Raw genomic sequence first — 20,298 nt, 5'->3', positions numbered from 1 at the left:
CCTATTCCGTTACCTGCACGGATACGGCCATACTATCTGTAAGTGACATGATCCCGGATGTCAGCACGGTATCTCCGATAGATACGCCACTGGTGATCAGTACATCGGTACGGGTACGGCTTTCAGCTTCCACGGGTGTGGCGGTTGCCTTACCATCTTTGTACAAAAAGACCTGTTTGCCATTTTGCACCGGAACGACCGCTTCTGTAGGCACCAAAACCGCATCTTCGGTATGGTCCAGGGCCAGCTCGATGTGGGCAAAGGTTCCCGGGAATAGCCGGCCTTCCGGATTGTCGGCAATTGCACGGATACTGACGGTGCGTGTCGCCGGATCCACTCCGGGCTCGATGGCATAAATCTCTGCATGATACCTCGCTTCCGACCCGCTCACGCCGAATGTAAGCCCCTGCCCTACCTTAATTTCGTTGCTATATTTTTCGGGGACCGAGAACAAAACTTTTACCGGATTGACGCTCAACAAATTGGCCACTACGACAGAAGGGGTCAGGTATTCGCCTTCAGAAATCGACCGGAGGCCGATTTTGCCACTAAACGGAGCACGTACGGTAGTTTTGGCTATTTGGGCCCGTATAAGCTCGGTTTGGGCTTTGGCCGACTCGTAGTCGGCGTGCGCCACGTCATACTCCTGCTGGCTGATGGCCTCTTTTTCCAATAGGAGCCGCGCACGCTCTTCGTTGTCTTCTGCCAGCTTCTCGCTGCTAACCGCCTGGATAAGCCGCGCCTGCAATTCCGAATCGTCGATACGTAGCAGTACTTGTCCTTTTTGTACGGCCGTCCCCTCACGAAATGACAATTCCCTTACGATGCCCGACACTTCACTGCGTATCTGGACTTGCTCGTCGGGCTCAATCGAGCCCGATAGCGAAATGATATTTGAAAACGCCCGGGGTACTACCACAATGGCATTGACCTCCATGACACCGCTTCCCCGGGCTTGTTCGGGAGCAGCAACTTTGGCCTTGGGGCTTCGCGTAAGCCAATAACTCACAAAGGCTACGGCAACGACGGCAATCGCTATGTATAGGTATTTTTTGCTCATTCTGGTATCTGAAAATCAGGCGCAGGGCTATGCCTACCACCTCAAAAAACATAAATGTACGGCTTTTCGTCAGCCAAATCTACTGGAATAGTCAACTAATTCGTAGCTGTATCACTTTTTTTACGGAAATGCATTAGACACACTCCGTATTGGGCCTAGCAAGCCACGAAATCAAGCGGGCAATTAAATATAGATATCTAACAGGAGCACGCCTAGTAACCCCACCACAGAGACGATTGTTTCCATGAGCGACCAAGACATGATCGTATCACGGATACTGAGGCCGAAGTATTCTTTAAACATCCAAAAGCCCGTGTCGTTGACGTGAGAAAACATCAGTGAGCCCGCACCGGTAGCCAGCACCATAAGTTCGGGGCTGGTACCGGTTGTACCGATTAGCGGCAGCACAATACCGGCTGCCATCAACCCCGCTACGGTCGCGGAGCCCAAAGCGACCCTGATGATGGCCGCGATAACCCAAACGAGCACCAGCGGCGATAGCGGAAGTGTCCCCGCCCATTCAGCTATATCGTCGCCCACGCCGCTATCGACCAGTACCTGCTTAAATGAGCCTGCCGCACCGATAATAAACAAAATCATGACGATGCTGCGCACCGACTCTTCCAAACTGCCCATCACCGCCTTCATCGTCCGGCCCCGGGCTATCCCCATGGTGAAGACCGCCACAAATACCGCAATCAACAGGGCTATGACCGGATTGCCCACGAATGATACAACAGCCATTATGGATGAATCTGCTGGTAAGAAAAACGATAAGACAGAAGCGATTGCGATGAGTAACACGGGAAACAACCCGGTAAACAAACTAACAAAAAATCCCGGTGTTTCGGATTCGGGCGGCACGGTTACTTCCATGAACTCTGCCGGCGGGTTGGGGTGTATTCCTTTCAGTGTACGCGAAAATAATACGCCTCCCAGAATCACGGCCGGTATGGCAACAATAATTCCGTAGACCAATGTAAGCCCCATATCGGCATGGTACAGTATCCCGATTGCCGTTGGCCCAGGGTGTGGCGGCAAATAGCCATGCGTCACCGATAGCGACGCGAGCATGGGGAGCCCCACGTACATAAGTGGCAGCCCGGTTTGCGCGGCTATTGCGAAAACGAAAGGCACCAAAATAACGAAGCCTACATTATAAAACATCGGAATACCTACGGCAAACCCGATGACCACCACGGCCCACTGCACATTTTTGATTCCGAATGCGTCAATCAGGCGCGTCGATATCCGTTGTACACCCCCTCCATCCGCGATCAGTTTGCCAAGCATGACACCGAAGCCCAGTATCATTGTCAGCGATCCCAACGTGCTGCCCATGCCATTCTCAATCGAAACAACCACATCCGATGCTGGCATACCTAGTGCCACGCCTACCGCCAGCGAGGTGATAATGAGTGCGAAAAAAGCACTTAACTTAAAAACAACGACAAGGATCAATAGGAATAAAACGCTGCCGGCTACAATGATAATAGGTGTCATACACAATGTTTTATAAGCATATAATGGTTAAAATTCGTCTTTCACACGGTCGTACAACCGCTCGAACACTTCAAAATGTTCCATATAACGGCGGTGTGCTCGGGCATCAGGCTCATAACTGACCTTAGCCGACGAATGCTCAGAGACATCAAATCCCTCCACTCCTTCTAGCGCATCCAATACCACCATGCAGGCCCCCTTTGCCGCATCCTGCACACTTTCTTTAGATACCACTACCCGCCTGTTGAAGACATCAGCCAGCAATTGTACCCAAAAAGGCGCTTGTGCGAACCCACCGTTGGCGTGGATTATCTGGATGGGACCTGCAAGCTCTTCAAGCACCTTCCCTACGCTGTACATTCCATAGGTAATACCCTCCAGTACCGCTCTGGTAAAATGTGCCCTGGTATGATGGAGCTGCACGCCAAAGAAAAGCCCTTTTGCATTCGCATTCCAATGCGGTGCCCGCTCACCCGCAAGATAAGGTAAAAAGAGCAGGCCATCGGCCCCCGGCTGGATAGCCGATGCCTCGGCAACAAGCGCCTGATAGGCCCCGTCACTCGATTCAGTATCGGGCCCGAAATTGTCGCGGTACCAACGGAACACCATACCACCACTGTTCACGGCGCCACCTACCACAAACCGCCGGTTGGTAAGCACATAGCAAAATGTACGCGCCTTGTTATCGGTCTGCGGGGTTTCGGCCACCATCCTTATCGCTCCGCTGGTACCGATGCTTACGGCCGCTTCACCGGGGGCCACGGCCCCGGCACCCAAATTGGCCAAACAACCGTCGCTCCCGCCTACAACAAACGGCGTATCGGGTGCGATTCCCATGTCGCCGGCAAGCTGTTCATCCAGCCCCGCCAGCTTGTAGGTAATGGGTACGGGCTCTGAAAGCTGTTCTGTCGAAATACCAGCCAGCGAGAGTGCCGGGCTGTACCACCGGAACGTATGGATATCAAATAACCCCGTTGCCGATGCAATCGACTCGTCGACAACGTAGCGGCCGAACAACCGGAGGAAAACATATTCTTTAATAGAAATAAACTTTCCGGATGCCTTAAAGACTTCCGGCATGTGTTCCCGCAACCAAACTAGTTTGCAGAGGGGCGACATTGGGTGGATCGGTGTGCCGGTTTTCAGATAAATATCGAGGCCTTCGGCCGTATTTTTCAGCTGCGAAGCGATAGCCGCACTACGCATATCGGCCCAGGTAATGCAGTTGGTCAGTGGCTGGCCCTGCTCATCCATGGCAATCAGCCCGTGCATGGCACTGCTGAAGCCTATACCCAGGCATTCCACGTAGCTGTCGTGCTGCCGGGCTTTACGTACCACACCGGCAATCGCTTTGATTACGGCGTTAAACAGTACGGCAGGCTCCTGCTCCAACCACCCTGCCCGTGGGTTTAGCAGCGGGTAGTCCACCTGCTCCTGTACCAGCATACCCGCCGATGCGCGGAAGGCGACGGCCTTGGTACCTGAAGTTCCGATATCTACACCGATTATGATACCCATTGGTTGGGGATAGTTAACTCACAAACATAGATAAATTGAAGCGGAAATACATAAAGGCACCCAACTTTTACATTTTTTCATTAACATTGCAACAGTCATTACCAGCTTCAAGATGTTGAGATTCGGTTGCTTTGCAGTTGCTTTTATTGCGGTACTATCGGTACATGCGCAAGATGCGCGCGATATCGATCATTTCATTGTGAAGGAAAACCTAGTCAAGAACGGTAAGCTGGCCATCATTACCACGGATGCGGAAGAGCATCCCAATGATGCTATTTCGGGCACATACCAATTTATCATCAACGGATTCAAACAGGAGCTGCAGTTCCGTGAGGGAGTGGCCGTTACACCAAACGCGATCGAGACATCCGCATTCGTATTCATCAAGCACCGCAACCAACAGGGTTCGCACGGCAGGCTTTATTATGTATTGAAAAGCAATCAAGGTCTCAACCCCATCGCTATCAACTGGTATTTCCTCATCCTCATTCCTGCTATTATCCTGCTCATCGCTTATCTTTTCAAGCGATTGATGGTATTGGCTATCGTGGTGCTGGTCGGCCTCTTCATTTATAATTACAGCAAAGGGCTGAATCTGGATAATATCTTTGAAACGATTTCACATGGGATAACGTCGTTGGTTTAAAACGGCATGCCGATCCCGAAATTGTACTGTATGAAATTATAGCGGTCGGGCGCGTTGGTAAGATTATACTGGTCTTTAAACGCCCTGCTATCGAAGAGTTCGGAGATTACCCATTGTTCTTTTCCGCTAAACTGCGGGTCGCGCACCTTTATCCCGGCGTCTAGCCGGATTACGAAATAATCCAGGTCAAACCGCAGGCCAGCACCGGCACCGATAGCCAGCTGATTAAGGAAACGGTCGAACCTGAATTCACCTTTCGGGTTCAATTCATTCTCACTAATCCGCCAGATATTGCCGAAGTCGGCAAATGTAGCGGCTTTCAATTTGGCGCCGAAGACATCATTCAACAGCTTAAACCGGTATTCCACATTCCCTTCCAGCTTGATTTCACCTAATTGATCCAAGTTCCGGAGGTTAAGGCGCAGGCTCTCATCAAGCACCTCACGGTTGTAGTTTCCCGGCCCCAGCGTGCGTGCCCGCCAAGCCCGTATGCCGTTCATCCCCCCACCGAAAAAGCTTTTCTCGAAAATCAGCAGGCTTGAGTTGTTGCCATAGGGGATGGCCACCCCGGGGTTGATCCGCACCACCAACTGCCTATCTCCTCCCAGATACCGATAATAGCGTATATCCGTTTCCACTTTTGCATATTGCAGGTAGGGCACACCGAATATTTTTTTTTCGCCGTCTTCATTCTCATTAAAACGGATTAACTGGCCCGCAAGTCCCAAAAGGTTGCCGCTCAGATCCAATGCCCCGCGGAAATAAAGGAAATTTTCCAGCCGCGAGAGCCGTATTGCATTCACTGTGTAGGCGTACTGGGAGCCCAAGCCAAAGTAAGCCCTATTGTTACTCCTTACATACAGCAGAAAATCCTGGTCGATAAGTCGCTGTGCAAAATCTTCATTTAGCCGACCATACCGGTATTCAAGCACCACCGGTGTCAGGTTATGCTGTTTATAGCGTGTATCGAACCAGTTGTATGATAATGTCCCGCTGAAATAGCGGTTCGAATAGGTCTGAAATTGGTCGAACGCCTGCACGTTTGCGGCAAATATGGTGCGTGGCAATCCGCTTCTGCTCACAGACGGTACCGGGAACGGCGTAATCAGCCTGGGCACGGTGATGTTGACCCCCGCCTGGAAGTCGTTGTTAAACACGCGATCCAGTAGATTGCCCGGCAGTCGTGAGTCGAACAACACGCCATAACGCAGCTTCACTTCCAGTTGCTCCAGTCCGCCAAAGAGGTTGCGGTGCGTAAAGGTATTACCGATGTTGAAACCGCTCATCCCCGCGTTGAATGTATATTCACCTTCGATCTGATTGCCCATATAAGACCGTGGCACCAATGTGTAGTGTACATTTAGCCGATTGGAATCTACCTTCTCGTAATCGATTTTCACATTCCGGAAACCATTGAGCTCATAAAGGCGGTCATAGGTCAAGTTCTCCAAATCGACGTTGTAACTATCCCCTTGGCGGTGGAACAGATACCGCACAATCGGGGCTGCCCGGAAGCGGCCTGTATGGTCTTTGAAGTCTACCTGCCCGTCCCGTTTTTCTCGGTCGGGCACCGGCTGGTTCAGATCGGCACGATCGTGCTGGATAATCACGAAGCTACTATCGATATAGAATTTGGTGTGGTTTGGCTGTCCTTCCGGATTATCGACAATCAATTTGACATCTGCCTGATTAAGGTTCAGGCTAGAATCGACATCTACACGCATATACTGTCGCAGGTAATCGTAGTACCCGTGCTGCCGCATCAGGTTGTAAACCCGCTCGCGCTCCACCACCAACGAATCGGCATCATAACGTGCACCGGGCTTAATCGGGCTAGCTGCATCGATATGCCGGTCATACAGGGTTGCCAGTGACGTGTCGGCGATGTCGACTTCTACCCCGCGGAGCGTGAACGGCTCACCCGGTGTAACGTGGAAATAAACTTGTGCACGTTTGCCCCGCAGCTCAATTTCCTGTGCCACTTCTGCATTGAAAAACCCTTTCGATATCAGGTACCGGCCTATCTGTTGCCTTGAAAAATCAACAAGAGCGCTATCCAAGATATGCGGTGGTTCGCCTACATTACGTATATTGGTTGTCCGGTAATGTCCATTTCGGGCATTTGCCAAGTTATATATAAATAGATTGATACGCGAATTGGGCCTGAGCATGGGGGGGATATATGATTGGGCGCCTTCGGCAAATTGATGGTCAACGCCTTCGATCTCTACTTTCGTCACCAGCGCCTGGCCCGACTCAAGCAAACGTGTAGAGCGGCACGATGCTAATAATACCGACAAAAGCATTATACTTGCATACGTAAAAAGACAATTCCGTTTAACCATTGACAATGCTTTCAAAACCACAAATCCGTGCCATTACATCACTCCAACAAAAGAAATTCCGTAGGGAACACGGGTTATTTATTGTAGAAGGCATTAAATCTGTCACGGAATTCCTCCATTCGGACTATCGGGTACAATGTATTTATCATACTGCCCAAGCGGCTGCAAAATTGCCTAAAATACCTCAAAATATAAAATCCGTTGAAATCGACGACCAGACGTTAAAGCGCATCAGTTCGCTCAAGACCCCGCAGGGCGTGTTGGCACTGGTAAGTATACCCGATTACGCACCCCTTACAGACAACATACTGCGCAGCGGCTTCCACTTGGTACTTGACGACATCCAGGACCCCGGAAATCTCGGCACCATCATCCGCACGGCAGATTGGTTCGGTTTCAAGCGTGTTATATGTTCGGTAGGTTCGGTAGATGCATACAATGTCAAAACCGTGCAGGCCAGCATGGGGTCGCTATCCCGTATCCAGGTACATTACACAGCCGTCGCCGAGCTGGTGACCCGTTCGCCCGTGCCGGTTTTCGGAGCTGTCCTCAACGGCAGTTCCATCTACGACACCGATTTCGGCAAGCATGGACTGGTTGTGCTGGGCAATGAGGGTAATGGTATCGGTGCAGCGGTGTTACCGTATATTACCCGTGGCGTTACCATTCCGCGTATCGGCGGTGCTGAATCGCTCAATGTAGCTATCTCTGCCGCGCTTTTCTGTGCCGAACTGACGCGGACCAAAGGTGGCTAGTCAAATCGAATATCAGAAATTATTGTACTTTTACAACTGATGGGCAAAACGTACGCATTGGTAACAGGGGCCAGCCAAGGGTTGGGCAAAGCGTTTGTACTGGAGCTGGCAAAGCGGAAGCTGAATATCATTTTGGTCAGCCTTCCCGGCGAGGGCCTCGACTCCGTAGCTGCGCAGGTGGCCGCGCTGGGTCAAGAGGCCCATTGCTATGAGACAGACCTTACCCAAAAAACGAATATTGTAGCCTTGGCCCACTGGGTCAATGACCGGTTCGCGCTACGTGTTCTGATCAACAATGCGGGTTGTGGCGGTACGCAGCAGTTTCAGGATGTTGACGTGGATTACTTGGACAACATCATCCAGCTGAATGTCAAGGCCACCTCCCTGCTCACCCACCAATTGCTGCCTAACCTGATGAAACGCGAGCAAGCCTACGTGCTCAATGTGGGTAGCGTGGCCGCCTATAGCCCCATCGGCTTCAAAACGGTATACCCGGCCTCCAAGGCATTTGTATACAGCCTCAGCCGTGGGCTCTATCAAGAGTTTGCAGATACCAATGTATTTTTTAGCGTGGTCAATCCGGGTCCTATGATGACCAACGGTGATTCGTGCACCCGCCTGCAGCAGCAAGGCTTTTTTGCCACCATGGGGCTGCTTACCCCCGAGCAGGTCGCCGCCATTGCCGTTCGGCGGCTTTTCAAGCGGGACGCGCTCATTATGCTCAACTGGGTGAATAAGCTCACGTGGGTGGTCATGAAATTCCTTCCCGTATATATCCGGCTGCCGCTGCTCACCAAGGCCATGAAAAAGGAAGTCAAACGCACATGAGAGTATTGGTTACAGGTGCAAATGGCTTATTAGCCACCAATACAATCGCCACACTCCTATCGCGGGGATACGAAGTAAGGGGCCTTATCCGTGACACGGGAAAGTTCACCCTCCCTATCGGCAGTGGCTTGGAATTGGTAATCGGCGATATTACCGACGCTGCATCGCTCGAACGGGCAACCGCTGGCTGCGATTTTGTGGTCCATTGCGCTGCCACCACCGACCAACGGCTGCTACGTTACGAAGATTACCATCTCATCAACGTCGTGGGCACGGAGCATGTGGTACGAGTGGCACAGAAACATGGTGTCAAGAAAATGGTGTACGTAGGCACGGCAAATACTTTTGGCTACGGCACTCCCACGGTGCCGGGCGATGAGACACTGCCGCCAAAGCCGCCATTTACTAACGCATGGTATGCAAAAAGTAAACTCGAGGGGCAACGTCTTGTCTTAGCCGCTACCGGGGAAATGGCCGTTACTATCGTAAGCCCCACGTTCATGATCGGGCCTTACGACGGGAAGCCAAGCTCGGGCGCCATCATCCGGATGGGCTACCGCAAAAAAGTGCTGTTCCATCCACCGGGTGGCAAAAACTTTGTAAACGTGGTAGACGCGGCCAACGGGGTTGTAGATGCACTGGAGAAGGGCAGACATAAAGAAGCCTACCTACTGGCCGGCGAAAACCTCACATACCGGGCATTTTTCAAAAGGCTATGTGTACAGACCGGCCAGCAAACGCTACTTATCCGCGTACCGGGCACCTTGCTACGCATCACCGGATATATCGGCGACTTACTGCGGCTACTAGGGGTTCGTACCGCCTTGTCTACCGTTAACATGAAAATCCTCCGCATCAATAATTATTATTGCAGTAACAAAGCACAAACCGAACTGGGCACCACGTTCCATCCCATCGATAATGGCATCAGCGCGGCCATTGCATGGTTCAAAAGCCGCAAGATGCTATAACTGCCATCCGTAGCTAGCCCGTTCCGTGGAAATTGGTATAGCGTTTGCAACATATCGACCATGAAACGGAAACAACTCATAAATCGCGCTACTTTGCTCACCGTAATGGTGAGTGTATTTGTGTGGGGCGCCCATGCCCAACAACGCGCTACGGAAATCAGCCGTAAAAATTCATGGATAAAGGCAGGTGTGAATGTAGGACTGCCGATTGCGGATCTGGCCGACCAAAGCAGTTTCGCTTTAGGTGCCGATGTCAAGGGTCAGCTTATGTCGACACCTAACTGGGGGCTCGGTATCACATCGGGATACACCCATTATTTCCCAAAGGAAGGCTACGAGAACTTCGGGTCAATACCCGTGGGCATTTTCGGCCGCTATTACCCTGCGAGGCAGGGATTCTTCGCGGGCACTGACGTTGGCTATAGTTTCCAAACCGGAAGCGACCTTAACGGTAACGGTGGTATGTACGTGCGGCCGCAAGTGGGCTACCACAACCGGCTGTGGAATATTTTCGGCTTCTATAACGGCATTTTCAGGAAAGACACGAACGGCGCTAACCTGCAATACGTGGGCATCGGTACTACCTTCAATATTATGTTTGATTAGGTAGCCGTTTGGTACCACTTACGTTGCCCAACCACCGACGATGGTTGGGCATTTTTTTTTGGCTGGTCAGCTCCAAAAAGAATAAATTATTTGTAACTAGTCTTAATAACTCATAAGTTTGCCTATTATTTATAAAAAGTCTAAATAAATGGGCCGACGGATTCTCCTCTTTTCACTGTGTGCATTTATAGTACCCAGTGTCTCCCTTGCACAGGCAACCCACACCGGTTCTTCATGGGATTCCCTCAGAACAAAAGCGCTTGACGAAGTGGTGGTGACCGGCCAATACGAGCCGCAATCCATCAAAAACTCGGTATACCGGGTACGCACCATTACAAACGACCAAATCCGGTTGCGCGCGTCGACCACAGTCGAAAATATCTTGAACACCCAGTTGGGCATGCGGTTTTCTAATGACTTGACACTCGGCGAAACTGATATCCAGCTGATGGGGATGTCTGGCCAGAATGTAAAAGTATTGGTTGACGGTGTTCCGCTGATTGACCGTGGCGCCACCAAGCAAAGCCTTAGCCAGATCGATGTTAACATCATTAACCGCATTGAAGTGGTTGAGGGCCCCATGTCTGTCACCTACGGCACGGATGCTTTGGCCGGGGTGATCAACATCATCACCAACAAGAAGTTATCTGACGACAATTTGCTTATAACGGCACGTATCCAAGAAGAGTATCACCCTTGCCCCTCCACTTTTTCCCTTACCTTTGCTTTGGATGCCCAGTCTAATTTTATAGCAGCCATGGGCTAATTCCGTACCTAGCGTTGGGTTCGTCTTCAATTGGCTAATCAAGTCTCTTAACTCGGACTTAAGCGATGGATATTTTTTTAGCAGTCGTTTGGCTTGTCGATCAAAGGGCTTGATCGTGATAACGCTATAACTCATCCAATAATTCTTCGGCAGGGCGACCTTCTAATTTACCGGCTTTAATTAGTTTGATTTCCTCGATAGCCTCTTGTAACTCCGATAGGAAACGGACTCCGTTATCGTCAACAGGATGGACTTTTACATAAGGCAAGTCCCTTAGTAACGCCAACAAGGCATCTGCTTTATTCTCTTTAATTTCCAGAAGCAATTTCATAGCCATAATCTCCTCATCACAAAGGTAACGTTTTAAAAAAGAATCTCATAAATATGGTTTACCCGATCCATAAGACATGCAGCTAACTGATTAAAAAAATCAAAAACTAGCCAAAAAAAATCAAAAATAGAAATTAGCAATCTATAAAGCCGCCCAAAACAAGCTAAAAACACAACTTTAAAACTGTGATTTTAATTGTATAGTTTAGTTGCTGGAACCCCCGCTGATGAGAATCACCGGGGTTTTTTATTTTGGATAACTCTCATAAATCTTACTTTTGTAGCCAACTATGGCGTCAAAACATCAAGCGGGTATCCCCATCTCGATGTCGTTGACCGATACCCTCAGCTCCGAAGGAATCAATTCATCAGCGATACCGAACAAAACACGCATTATTATTATCGCCGCGTATGCGGTAGCTATTGCTGCGATAATCAGTGTCATTGCAAAGTTCCTGATCCTGTTTATCAATGTAATCACCAACCTTTCTTTTCACGGCACGCTTTCCTTCCACGAAGGCAGTCCGTGGGATACGGGCCTTGGCATCTGGGTTATTGCCGTTCCAGCAATCGGCGGGTTGATTGTTGGTTTCATGGCGTTATACGGCTCGAAAGCCATCCGGGGGCATGGCATCCCTGAGGCTATGGAACAAGTATTGACCAATCAAAGTAAGATCAGACCGTCCATTACATATCTGAAACCGGTATCTTCTGCCATCGCTATCGGCACCGGTGGACCTTTCGGTGCTGAAGGCCCCATCATCGCCACCGGTGGAGCACTTGGTTCAACGTTGGGGCAGTTGCTCAAGATATCGCATTCCGAGCGCAAGATCCTACTGGCCGCCGGTGCCACTGCAGGTATGACGGCAATTTTCGGCAGCCCGGTAGCCGCCATCTTCCTTGCCATCGAGCTGCTGCTTTTCGAATTCACCCCTAAATCGCTCATTGCCGTATCGTTGGCGTGCATCACGGGTGCTGCGGGCCATCACTTCCTATTCAGCGCATCCCCCGTCTTCGCATTGGCACATGTAATCCCCACGGCATCCAATCCGGCTATTCTAAGTTACAGTATAATCGGGCTGGCCATCGGCTTTCTTTCTATCGGCATCACCAAGGCAGTCTACTGGGTGGAAGATGCGTTTGAGCGGCTGCCCTGCCACTGGATGTGGTGGCCTGCCATTGGCGGCCTTGCGGTAGGTATCGTAGGTTATTTTGCGCCGCGTACACTGGGCGTCGGCTACGAAAACATCACCGACCTACTCAACAACAGCCTGCCGCTGGCCATGGTGATTTCCTTATGCCTGCTCAAATTCCTCTCATGGGTCATCGCCCTCGGCAGCGGCACTTCGGGTGGTACACTCGCCCCGCTACTCACCATCGGGGCTGCTGCAGGCCTATTGGCTGGGCACCTCCTGCTCATTCTTTTCCCTACATGCGGCGTTAGCCTACCCTTGGCCGCGCTTGTCGGCATGTCGGCCATGTTTGCAGGGGCATCGCGGGCGGTACTCACCTCCATCATATTCGCATTGGAGACCACCGGGCAGTTCAATGCGATGCTACCACTACTGGGGTCGTGCGTGGCTGCTTACCTCGTTTCATATCTATTTATGGATACCACCATTATGACCGAAAAGATCACCCGGCGGGGCATCCACACACCAGACTCTTATCAACCCGACCAACTCAACCAGCTGACTGTGGAACAAGCCCTTGAGCAAACCAGTACAGTTATTGAGGGCGACAATACCATCGAGGAGCTACGGAACTGGTCGACCGCCGAGGGACTTACGGACAACTATTACATTGTTGTCGATCCGGATTACCAGTATATCGGCATTGTTAGTTCCTCCAGCATATTTGCCCATCACCAGGACCAAACGCAAACGATTAAATCGCTGATCAAAAGGCAGCCTGCGTACCTCAGGGCTACCAATAGCCTGAAAGAGGCCATCCACAAGATGACGCATGAGAATGTGGACGTGCTCCCCGTGCTCGCTGCCCGGGGCAACACGGTAATCGGGCTATTGCATTACAAAAATATCTTAGCCGCCTACCAAGCTGCCGATATGCGGAACGAGCAGCTCGGCACCAACATCTCCATCAAGCGCTCCAGTATGCGGATGCTCATAAAGGGAAAGAAAATCCTAGTAAGAAAACGAAACGGTTGAGCGTGCCGCGGCACGGTTAAAGCATCAATGCGGAAAAGCCTTCCAATATGCGGCTATCCTGCTCTTCGGGTTCGAAAAGCTGGTCGATGCGAAATGCCAGTGCACCATACACCTCCAAATTACTCTGCTTTCCAAAACCTACTGACGCCAATACCTGCCGCTTAGCGTTCATCGACCGGTTAAAGGCAGCGAAGTATTTCTCGTTGATGGGCTCTGAAGGCGGGAATACCTGCGCGAGGGCATCAACCTGCTTGCCATTTTTCCAAAAGCGATAGCACACATGGGGGCCCGTAGCAAGCCCGGTGCTGCCTACGTAGCCGATGACCTGCCCCTGGCTCACACGTTGGCCGCGTTTCACGGCACGTTTGCTCATGTGCAGGTATTGCGTAGTATATACATTGTCGTGTTTAATTTTCACGTAGTTGCCGTTACCACTACCGTAGCTCGATTCGGTCACCACGCCGGCGGCTGTCGCAACAATCGGTGTGCCATGCGGAGCAGCGAAATCCGTGCCCAAATGTGCTTTCCAGCGCCGTTGCACGGGATGGAACCGCCGCATGGTATAGCGCGATGAAATACGGCTATATTTCAGCGGAGCCTTGAGGAATGTACGACGTAGGCTTTTCCCGTTTTCATCGTAGTATGCTCCACGTTCGCCGTCGTCACCCTCAAAATAGAATGCCTGGTATTCCTTGCCATTGTGCCCAAACACGGCCGACTCTATCCGCCCCGGCCCTACGGGCTGGCCGTCTACGTATCTGCGCTCGTACATCAGCTTAAACCAGTCGCCTTTATTGATGCGGTAAAAATTGACCGCCCAGCCATATATCTCTGCCAGTTGCACGGCCAAGTCGGGGCTGGCCCCATTAGCTTCCAACGTTTCATAGAGCGAGCTCTGTATTGTTCCCGCTACGGTTTCTATTTTGGTAATTACCGGCTTCTGGGCCTTGTATACCGAAGTTTCCTCGCGCAAGTCGTATACCACGTAATCAATCGGGTTGGGCTGGTACACAAAGTAGTGGGCTTTGCCTGATTTATCTTTAAAAACGGTATACTCTTGGCCCGCGGCGATCTTACGTACATCAAACACCGGCTTTGCTTTTTCTGCCACGGTCGATATGGTTGGGAGGTCTATCTGGTAGCGCTGTAAGATATCCGAAAGGAATTCATTACGTTTAACAGTTTCCGTTTCGATGTCGAACCCACCGATGGACAGCCCATACAACAACTCACTGTTTTCAACTTCTGCTGTGGCCTCAGCTATCGCCTGCGGCTGTTCGGGGCTTGTGTCAAAAGAGGAAAGAGAAACAAACGTGGCGCCCAATACAATTACGCCAAGCACAATAAGTGCAAGTACATTTTTTCTTGAGGTCATTTCTTGCTATAGGTAGTTAGAATCTCCAAAAGCCGACTCCAGTATTTATTTAAGTTAATCGGTAGCTGCCGCCACCACTTATCCATCGCACGATGCAAAAATGCAAATAACGCATTTTTATTTAGAAAACTTAATTTTTTAACATTTTTTCACACTTCTACCGGCCATTAACGGCACCAGTACCGGTTATTTTATTACCGAAAACCGATAAATACACGTACTGGTGTATGTTTCGCCGGGCTGGAGCACGGTAGTGGGCCAATCAGGTTTATTCGGTGCGTCTGGGAAATGCTGTGTTTCCAAGCACACGGCCGTTTGTTTTGCGTAGGGCACATTTTCCTTACCGGTCCGCGAGCCGTCCAGCATGTTTCCCGTGTACACTTGCATGCCCGGTTCGTTGGTATACACTTCCAGGGCAATGCCACTGCTTGGCGCATAGAGACGTGCTGCCACCTCATCGATGCGGCCGTCGGTATTCAGTACAAAATTATGGTCGATACCGCTGGCGATCTGCAACTGCGGGTGCGCTGGCTCACGTGCTAATGCCGCACCTATGGCTACGGGTTCTGTAAAGTCGAACGGGCTGTCCGCCACAGCGAGTATTTCGCCCGTGGTGATGAGTGTGCTATCGAGCGGTGTGTACTGCGTTGCGTTAACATAGAGTACGTTATCGAGAACGTTATTGGCCGGATTTCCCGAAAGGTTGAAGAAGCTATGATTGGTTAGGTTGATGACCGTCTTTTCGGCGGTTTGTGCCTCGTAATTGATTGCCAGCTCGTTACGTTGGTTTACTGCAAATGTTACGCTTACAGTGACCTCACCGGGGAACCCGCTTTCCCCATCGGGCGATACATAGGTAAGCACCAATGTACTATCGTTGAGCTGTTTAGCCGCGAACACCTGCCCTCTCCAGCCATCTCTGCCGCCGTGGATGGTATGTTGGCCACTGTTGAGGTCCAGCTGCACCGTATCGCCGTCTAACACAAAGCGGCCCCGGTTAATGCGGTTTGCGAAGCGGCCCATGGTGGCCCCGAAAGACGAAGACTCGGAAGTGTAGTCATCGATATGTGCAAATCCCTGCACCACATCGCGAAAATTGCCTGCCGCATCGGGCACCATCAACGAAACGATGCGGCCGCCGTAATTGGTAATGCATGCCTCCATCCCACTTGCATTACGGATTACGAATAAGTCGGTCGAATCGCCGTTTACCACGGTTTGGAAATCCCTTCTATCGAGTCCTGATTTCGTCTGCTGTACATCAGGTTTGTGGTTGCAGGCGACCAAAAGTATGATGGCAAGCCATCCACAGGCCAAGGTATTTGTATGTATTGTCATTGTATAATTGGTATTAGTAGTTTTCCTTTAGGAGCCGTTCGAGTTCATTTGCGGAGAAAACACCCGATTGCCGCCATTTCACTTCGCCATTTTTGAAAATCATCAGTGTCGGTACACTTCGTATACCAAACTTGGCCGCCGCTTGCGGGTTCTTGTCTACATCTACTTTAATAATGGTTGCCCGGTCGCTGATGCGCCCTTTTAGCTCTTCCAATATGGGAGCTTGTGTTTTACAGGGCCCACACCACTCCGCAAAAAAATCTACCAATACCGGCTTATCCTGATTGATTGTTTCCTGGAACGTCATGCGTATTTCTTCTTTATGTAAGCGTCATCAATGTAAAAATACGATTTTTTTGCATATTATACGGCAAAAACCCTAATCCCCGCCATCCCATTTGATTTTAACCACATCGGATTCCGGCGTCGGCATAACGGGATCGAGCTTCTCATTACGATACTTGAACACCACCATCTTTGATATAAGCGGTTTCTACTACCTGCGCCGCATAGTATTTGCGATCACGGCTGATTAATCCCGCCTGCTGTTCGCTATCCCTTCGGAAAAAGGATACGCCTATGGCTACCAACTATAATATCCAGCCGTATAAGGAAGCCCGAGTTGTGATTTGCTTTATTACTCATTTTAGCCTATTTTTTTCATCGGCATTCGTGAGCTCCCTTCGGTCGGTTCTTTGATTTACTGATATTGACCACAACCAAGGACTTAACAACCTATATTGATCCTTGTTGTGATTTGCTTTCATTCTTTGATTTACTGATATTGACCACAACGAGGACTGGAAACAGGAATATGACGTTCGTGTTGTGATTTGCTTTCATTCTTTGATTTACTGATATTGACCACAACTTTCGTTTGAAAATACAGGATATGTGTATTGTTGTGATTTGCTTTCATTCTTTGATTTACTGATATTGACCACAACCGCGGTAAATGGCTGGATTGCCACCGTTGAGTTGTGATTTGCTTTCATTCTTTGATTTACTGATATTGACCACAACGGTTGCAAAGATAGGGAATTAGTACGAAAGTTGTGATTTGCTTTCATTCTTTGATTTACTGATATTGACCACAACTTTAATCCATCGCCTAACATGGCACTAGCAGTTGTGATTTGCTTTCATTCTTTGATTTACTGATATTGACCACAACTAGGGATAAAAGATAATACGATGCAAATTGTTGTGATTTGCTTTCATTCTTTGATTTACTGATATTGACCACAACCGGGGGCTTGTATTGCTCTTCTTACGTTTAGGTGTGATTTGCTTTCATTCTGTGATTTACTGATATTGACCCCAACCGGGGGCTTGTATTGCTCTTCTTACGTTTAGGTGTGATTTGCTTTCATTCTGTGATTTACTGATATTGACCCCAACCGGGGGCTTGTATTGCTCTTCTTACGTTTAGGTGTGATTTGCTTTCATTCTGTGATTTACTGATATTGACCCCAACCGGGGGCTTGTATTGCTCTTCTTACGTTTAGGTGTGATTTGCTTTCATTCTTTGATTTACTGATATTGACCACAACCGGGGGCTTGTATTGCTCTTCTTACGTTTAGTTGTGATTTGCTTTCATTCTTTGATTTACTGATATTGACCACAACTGTTTTGCCGGTCAAACGCTTCATTTTGTCGTTGTGATTTGCTTTCATTCTTTGATTTACTGATATTGACCACAACATATGTAGTGACCTAACCCGTGCATAGCGAGTTGTGATTTGCTTTCATTCTTTGATTTACTGATATTGACCACAACTCGGTAAAAGTCCAGCATTCGATGCTGGTCGTTGTGATTTGCTTTCATTCTTTGATTTACTGATATTGACCACAACCTATTGCGTTGGGGAACATCCCCTACACCGGGTGTGATTTGCTTTCATTCTTTGTTTTACTGATATTGACCACAACCTATTGCGTTGGGGAACATCCCCTACACCGGGTGTGATTTGCTTTCATTCTTTGTTTTACTGATATTGACCACAACCTATTGCGTTGGGGAACATCCCCTACACCGGGTGTGATTTGCTTTCATTCTTTGTTTTACTGATATTGACCACAACCTATTGCGTTGGGGAACATCCCCTACACCGGGTGTGATTTGCTTTCATTCTTTGATTTACTGATATTGACCACAACCTATTGCGTTGGGGAACATCCCCTACACCGGTTGTGATTTGCTTTCATTCTTTGATTTACTGATATTGACCACAACAAAAAGGGCGTAAAAAGAACCTCGACAAGGGTTGTGATTTGCTTTCATTCTTTGATTTACTGATATTGACCACAACATCCCGTTTCTAAGCATCCATTGCAATAGGGTTGTGATTTGCTTTCATTCTTTGATTTACTGATATTGACCACAACCCGTTTCTAAGCATTCCTCTATGCAATAGGGTTGTGATTTGCTTTCATTCTTTGATTTACTGATATTGACCACAACTAAATTCTTGTTGAGGCAAACCGTCATCCCGTTGTGATTTGCTTTCATTCTTTGATTTACTGATATTGACCACAACAAATAAAGTCAAAAAGCTTTGGAGTGTATGTTGTGATTTGCTTTCATTCTTTGATTTACTGATATTGACCACAACAATATACATACATCATAACATTAGTCTATAGTTGTGATTTGCTTTCATTCTTTGATTTACTGATATTGACCACAACTGTCTAAATAATATTATGCTAAGTATCCCGTTGTGATTTGCTTTCATTCTTTGATTTACTGATATTGACCACAACGGGCGGTTGGTTGGAGAAATCAGACGGAGTGTTGTGATTTGCTTTCATTCTTTGATTTACTGATATTGACCACAACTGTCTAAATAATATTATGCTAAGTATCCCGTTGTGATTAGCTTTCATTCTTTGATTGACTGATATTGACCACAACTGTCTAAATAATATTATGCTAAGTATCCCGTTGTGATTAGCTTTCATTCTTTGATTGACTGATATTGACCACAACTGTCTAAATAATATTATGCTAAGTATCCCGTTGTGATTAGCTTTCATTCTTTGATTGACTGATATTGACCACAACTGTCTAAATAATATTATGCTAAGCATCCCGTTGTGATTTGCTTTCATTCTTTGATTTACTGATATTGACCACAACCCCTGTTTCCGTTTTGAACTCAATAAACAAGTTGTGATTTGCTTTCATTCTTTGATTTACTGATATTGACCACAACTTTGCAATTACGGCATCAATCAGGTCGTGTGTTGTGATTTGCTTTCATTCTTTGATTTACTGATATTGACCACAACAATATACACACATAATAATATTACTCTATAGTTGTGATTTGCTTTCATTCTTTGATTTACTGATATTGACCACAACTCCTGCCTCTGCATCCACAACGAGCGGATTGTTGTGATTTGCTTTCATTCTTTGATTTACTGATATTGACCACAACTTTCCTAGCTTCCTGAATAAATTGCTCTGTGTTGTGATTTGCTTTCATTCTTTGATTTACTGATATTGACCACAACGACCTGCCGTTTAGCCATTATTTCGGCATGTTGTGATTTGCTTTCATTCTTTGATTTACTGATATTGACCACAACCGGCATAAATAGAGGGGTCATTGACTAATGTTTTGATTTTCATTAAATAATTGATTTACTGATATTGACCACAACCGGCATAAATAGAGGGGTCATTGACTAATGTTTTGATTTTCATTAAATAATTGATTTACTGATATTGACCACAACCGGCATAAATAGAGGGGTCATTGACTAATGTTTTGATTTTCATTAAATAATTGATTTACTGATATTGACCACAACCGGCATAAATAGAGGGGTCATTGACTAAAGTTGTGATTTGCTTTCATTCTTTGATTTACTGATATTGACCACAACCGGCATAAATATAGGGGTCATTGACTAATGTTGTGATTTGCTTTCATTCTTTGATTTACTGATATTGACCACAACAACGAAACGAAAACTAAAATTGAATGTTATGTGGTGATTTGCTTTCATTCTTTGATTTACTGATAGTGACCACAACAACGAAACGAAAACTAAAATTGAATGTTATGTGGTGATTT

At 48.2% G+C, this 20,298-nt stretch carries 15 protein-coding genes and 1 CRISPR repeat array (1 of these 16 only partly in view); of the genes, 7 read left to right on the top strand and 8 right to left on the bottom strand.

Going from position 1 to position 20,298, the window contains the following annotated elements:
* Window position 1 precedes the first annotated feature (1 nt).
* From NGM62_RS01740 to NGM62_RS01730, 3 genes are all read right to left on the bottom strand, one after another.
* Window positions 2-1,060, bottom strand: a complete 1,059-nt coding sequence (locus NGM62_RS01740; protein ID WP_262245465.1) for an efflux RND transporter periplasmic adaptor subunit — start codon at window positions 1,058-1,060, stop codon at window positions 2-4.
* 183 nt (window positions 1,061-1,243) lie between these two features.
* Window positions 1,244-2,563, bottom strand: coding sequence for a gluconate:H+ symporter (locus tag NGM62_RS01735; RefSeq protein WP_262245464.1), 1,320 nt, complete (start codon window positions 2,561-2,563; stop codon window positions 1,244-1,246).
* A 27-nt stretch (window positions 2,564-2,590) separates the two neighbouring features.
* Window positions 2,591-4,081, bottom strand: coding sequence for a gluconokinase (locus tag NGM62_RS01730; protein WP_262245463.1), 1,491 nt, complete (start codon window positions 4,079-4,081; stop codon window positions 2,591-2,593).
* Window positions 4,082-4,193: 112 nt separating this feature from the next.
* Between NGM62_RS01730 and NGM62_RS01725 the strand changes: the two genes are divergently transcribed.
* The gene (locus NGM62_RS01725; RefSeq protein ID WP_262245462.1) at window positions 4,194-4,727 is read left to right on the top strand and encodes a hypothetical protein; all 534 of its coding nucleotides are present in this window, start codon (window positions 4,194-4,196) and stop codon (window positions 4,725-4,727) included.
* Here NGM62_RS01725 and tamL read toward each other — a convergent pair.
* Window positions 4,724-7,033 (bottom strand): translocation and assembly module lipoprotein TamL, encoded by a 2,310-nt coding sequence (gene tamL / locus NGM62_RS01720; protein ID WP_262245461.1) that lies wholly within the window; start codon window positions 7,031-7,033, stop codon window positions 4,724-4,726. The two genes, NGM62_RS01725 and tamL, sit on opposite strands and share 4 nt — an antisense overlap.
* Before the next feature lie 44 nt (window positions 7,034-7,077).
* On the opposite strand from tamL, the gene NGM62_RS01715 reads away from it, so the two are divergent.
* From NGM62_RS01715 to NGM62_RS01695, 5 genes are all read left to right on the top strand, one after another.
* A complete protein-coding gene (locus NGM62_RS01715; RefSeq protein ID WP_262245460.1) occupies window positions 7,078-7,827 on the top strand; it encodes a TrmH family RNA methyltransferase in 750 nt (249 codons plus the stop codon).
* A 39-nt stretch (window positions 7,828-7,866) separates the two neighbouring features.
* Window positions 7,867-8,655: an SDR family NAD(P)-dependent oxidoreductase gene (locus NGM62_RS01710; protein WP_262245459.1), complete on the top strand. Its 789-nt coding sequence runs from the start codon at window positions 7,867-7,869 to the stop codon at window positions 8,653-8,655.
* A complete protein-coding gene (locus NGM62_RS01705; protein ID WP_262245458.1) occupies window positions 8,652-9,626 on the top strand; it encodes an NAD-dependent epimerase/dehydratase family protein in 975 nt (324 codons plus the stop codon). The genes NGM62_RS01710 and NGM62_RS01705 overlap by 4 nt, the downstream gene beginning before the upstream one ends.
* A gap of 60 nt (window positions 9,627-9,686) precedes the next feature.
* Window positions 9,687-10,232: a hypothetical protein gene (locus NGM62_RS01700; protein ID WP_262245457.1), complete on the top strand. Its 546-nt coding sequence runs from the start codon at window positions 9,687-9,689 to the stop codon at window positions 10,230-10,232.
* Window positions 10,233-10,380: 148 nt separating this feature from the next.
* Window positions 10,381-10,998, top strand: a complete 618-nt coding sequence (locus NGM62_RS01695; RefSeq protein ID WP_262245456.1) for a TonB-dependent receptor plug domain-containing protein — start codon at window positions 10,381-10,383, stop codon at window positions 10,996-10,998.
* A 124-nt stretch (window positions 10,999-11,122) separates the two neighbouring features.
* Here NGM62_RS01695 and NGM62_RS01690 read toward each other — a convergent pair whose 3' ends face one another.
* Window positions 11,123-11,335 carry a hypothetical protein gene (locus NGM62_RS01690; RefSeq protein WP_262245455.1) on the bottom strand — a complete coding sequence of 71 codons (213 nt, stop codon included), beginning with the start codon at window positions 11,333-11,335 and terminating at the stop codon, window positions 11,123-11,125.
* Between the two features lie 283 nt (window positions 11,336-11,618).
* Between NGM62_RS01690 and NGM62_RS01685 the strand changes: the two genes are divergently transcribed.
* On the top strand, window positions 11,619-13,496 hold the full coding sequence (locus NGM62_RS01685) for a chloride channel protein (RefSeq protein ID WP_262245454.1): 1,878 nt from the start codon (window positions 11,619-11,621) through the stop codon (window positions 13,494-13,496).
* Window positions 13,497-13,512: 16 nt separating this feature from the next.
* On the opposite strand, the gene NGM62_RS01680 is transcribed toward NGM62_RS01685, so the two are convergent.
* From NGM62_RS01680 to trxA, 3 genes are all read right to left on the bottom strand, one after another.
* A complete protein-coding gene (locus NGM62_RS01680; protein WP_262245453.1) occupies window positions 13,513-14,871 on the bottom strand; it encodes a M23 family metallopeptidase in 1,359 nt (452 codons plus the stop codon).
* Between the two features lie 186 nt (window positions 14,872-15,057).
* A complete protein-coding gene (locus tag NGM62_RS01675) occupies window positions 15,058-16,209 on the bottom strand; it encodes an aldose epimerase family protein (RefSeq protein WP_262245452.1) in 1,152 nt (383 codons plus the stop codon).
* A gap of 13 nt (window positions 16,210-16,222) precedes the next feature.
* A complete protein-coding gene (gene trxA / locus NGM62_RS01670) occupies window positions 16,223-16,516 on the bottom strand; it encodes a thioredoxin (RefSeq protein ID WP_262245451.1) in 294 nt (97 codons plus the stop codon).
* 442 nt (window positions 16,517-16,958) lie between these two features.
* A CRISPR array of direct repeats spans window positions 16,959-20,298; the repeat unit is 46 nt; unit sequence GTTGTGATTTGCTTTCATTCTTTGATTTACTGATATTGACCACAAC; it runs 7,163 nt beyond the window's last position.

The organism is Parapedobacter soli, from assembly GCF_025460835.1.
Lineage (GTDB): Bacteria > Bacteroidota > Bacteroidia > Sphingobacteriales > Sphingobacteriaceae > Parapedobacter > Parapedobacter soli.
Note: the sequence above shows the minus strand (reverse complement) of the source record. Positions and strands in the feature narration are given on the sequence as shown.

Excerpts from the sequence above, each read along its gene's own strand:
- NGM62_RS01690 (WP_262245455.1), bottom strand. The coding sequence starts at position 11,335 with ATGGCTATGAAATTGCTTCTGGAAATTAAAGAGAATAAAGCAGATGCC.
- NGM62_RS01700 (WP_262245457.1), top strand. The coding sequence starts at position 9,687 with ATGAAACGGAAACAACTCATAAATCGCGCTACTTTGCTCACCGTAATG.
- NGM62_RS01675 (WP_262245452.1), bottom strand. The coding sequence starts at position 16,209 with ATGACAATACATACAAATACCTTGGCCTGTGGATGGCTTGCCATCATA.
- tamL (WP_262245461.1), bottom strand. The coding sequence starts at position 7,033 with ATGCTTTTGTCGGTATTATTAGCATCGTGCCGCTCTACACGTTTGCTT.
- NGM62_RS01715 (WP_262245460.1), top strand. The coding sequence starts at position 7,078 with ATGCTTTCAAAACCACAAATCCGTGCCATTACATCACTCCAACAAAAG.
- NGM62_RS01680 (WP_262245453.1), bottom strand. The coding sequence starts at position 14,871 with ATGACCTCAAGAAAAAATGTACTTGCACTTATTGTGCTTGGCGTAATT.
- NGM62_RS01740 (WP_262245465.1), bottom strand. The coding sequence starts at position 1,060 with ATGAGCAAAAAATACCTATACATAGCGATTGCCGTCGTTGCCGTAGCC.
- NGM62_RS01730 (WP_262245463.1), bottom strand. The coding sequence starts at position 4,081 with ATGGGTATCATAATCGGTGTAGATATCGGAACTTCAGGTACCAAGGCC.
- NGM62_RS01685 (WP_262245454.1), top strand. The coding sequence starts at position 11,619 with ATGGCGTCAAAACATCAAGCGGGTATCCCCATCTCGATGTCGTTGACC.
- NGM62_RS01695 (WP_262245456.1), top strand. The coding sequence starts at position 10,381 with ATGGGCCGACGGATTCTCCTCTTTTCACTGTGTGCATTTATAGTACCC.
- NGM62_RS01710 (WP_262245459.1), top strand. The coding sequence starts at position 7,867 with ATGGGCAAAACGTACGCATTGGTAACAGGGGCCAGCCAAGGGTTGGGC.
- NGM62_RS01735 (WP_262245464.1), bottom strand. The coding sequence starts at position 2,563 with ATGACACCTATTATCATTGTAGCCGGCAGCGTTTTATTCCTATTGATC.
- trxA (WP_262245451.1), bottom strand. The coding sequence starts at position 16,516 with ATGACGTTCCAGGAAACAATCAATCAGGATAAGCCGGTATTGGTAGAT.
- NGM62_RS01725 (WP_262245462.1), top strand. The coding sequence starts at position 4,194 with ATGTTGAGATTCGGTTGCTTTGCAGTTGCTTTTATTGCGGTACTATCG.
- NGM62_RS01705 (WP_262245458.1), top strand. The coding sequence starts at position 8,652 with ATGAGAGTATTGGTTACAGGTGCAAATGGCTTATTAGCCACCAATACA.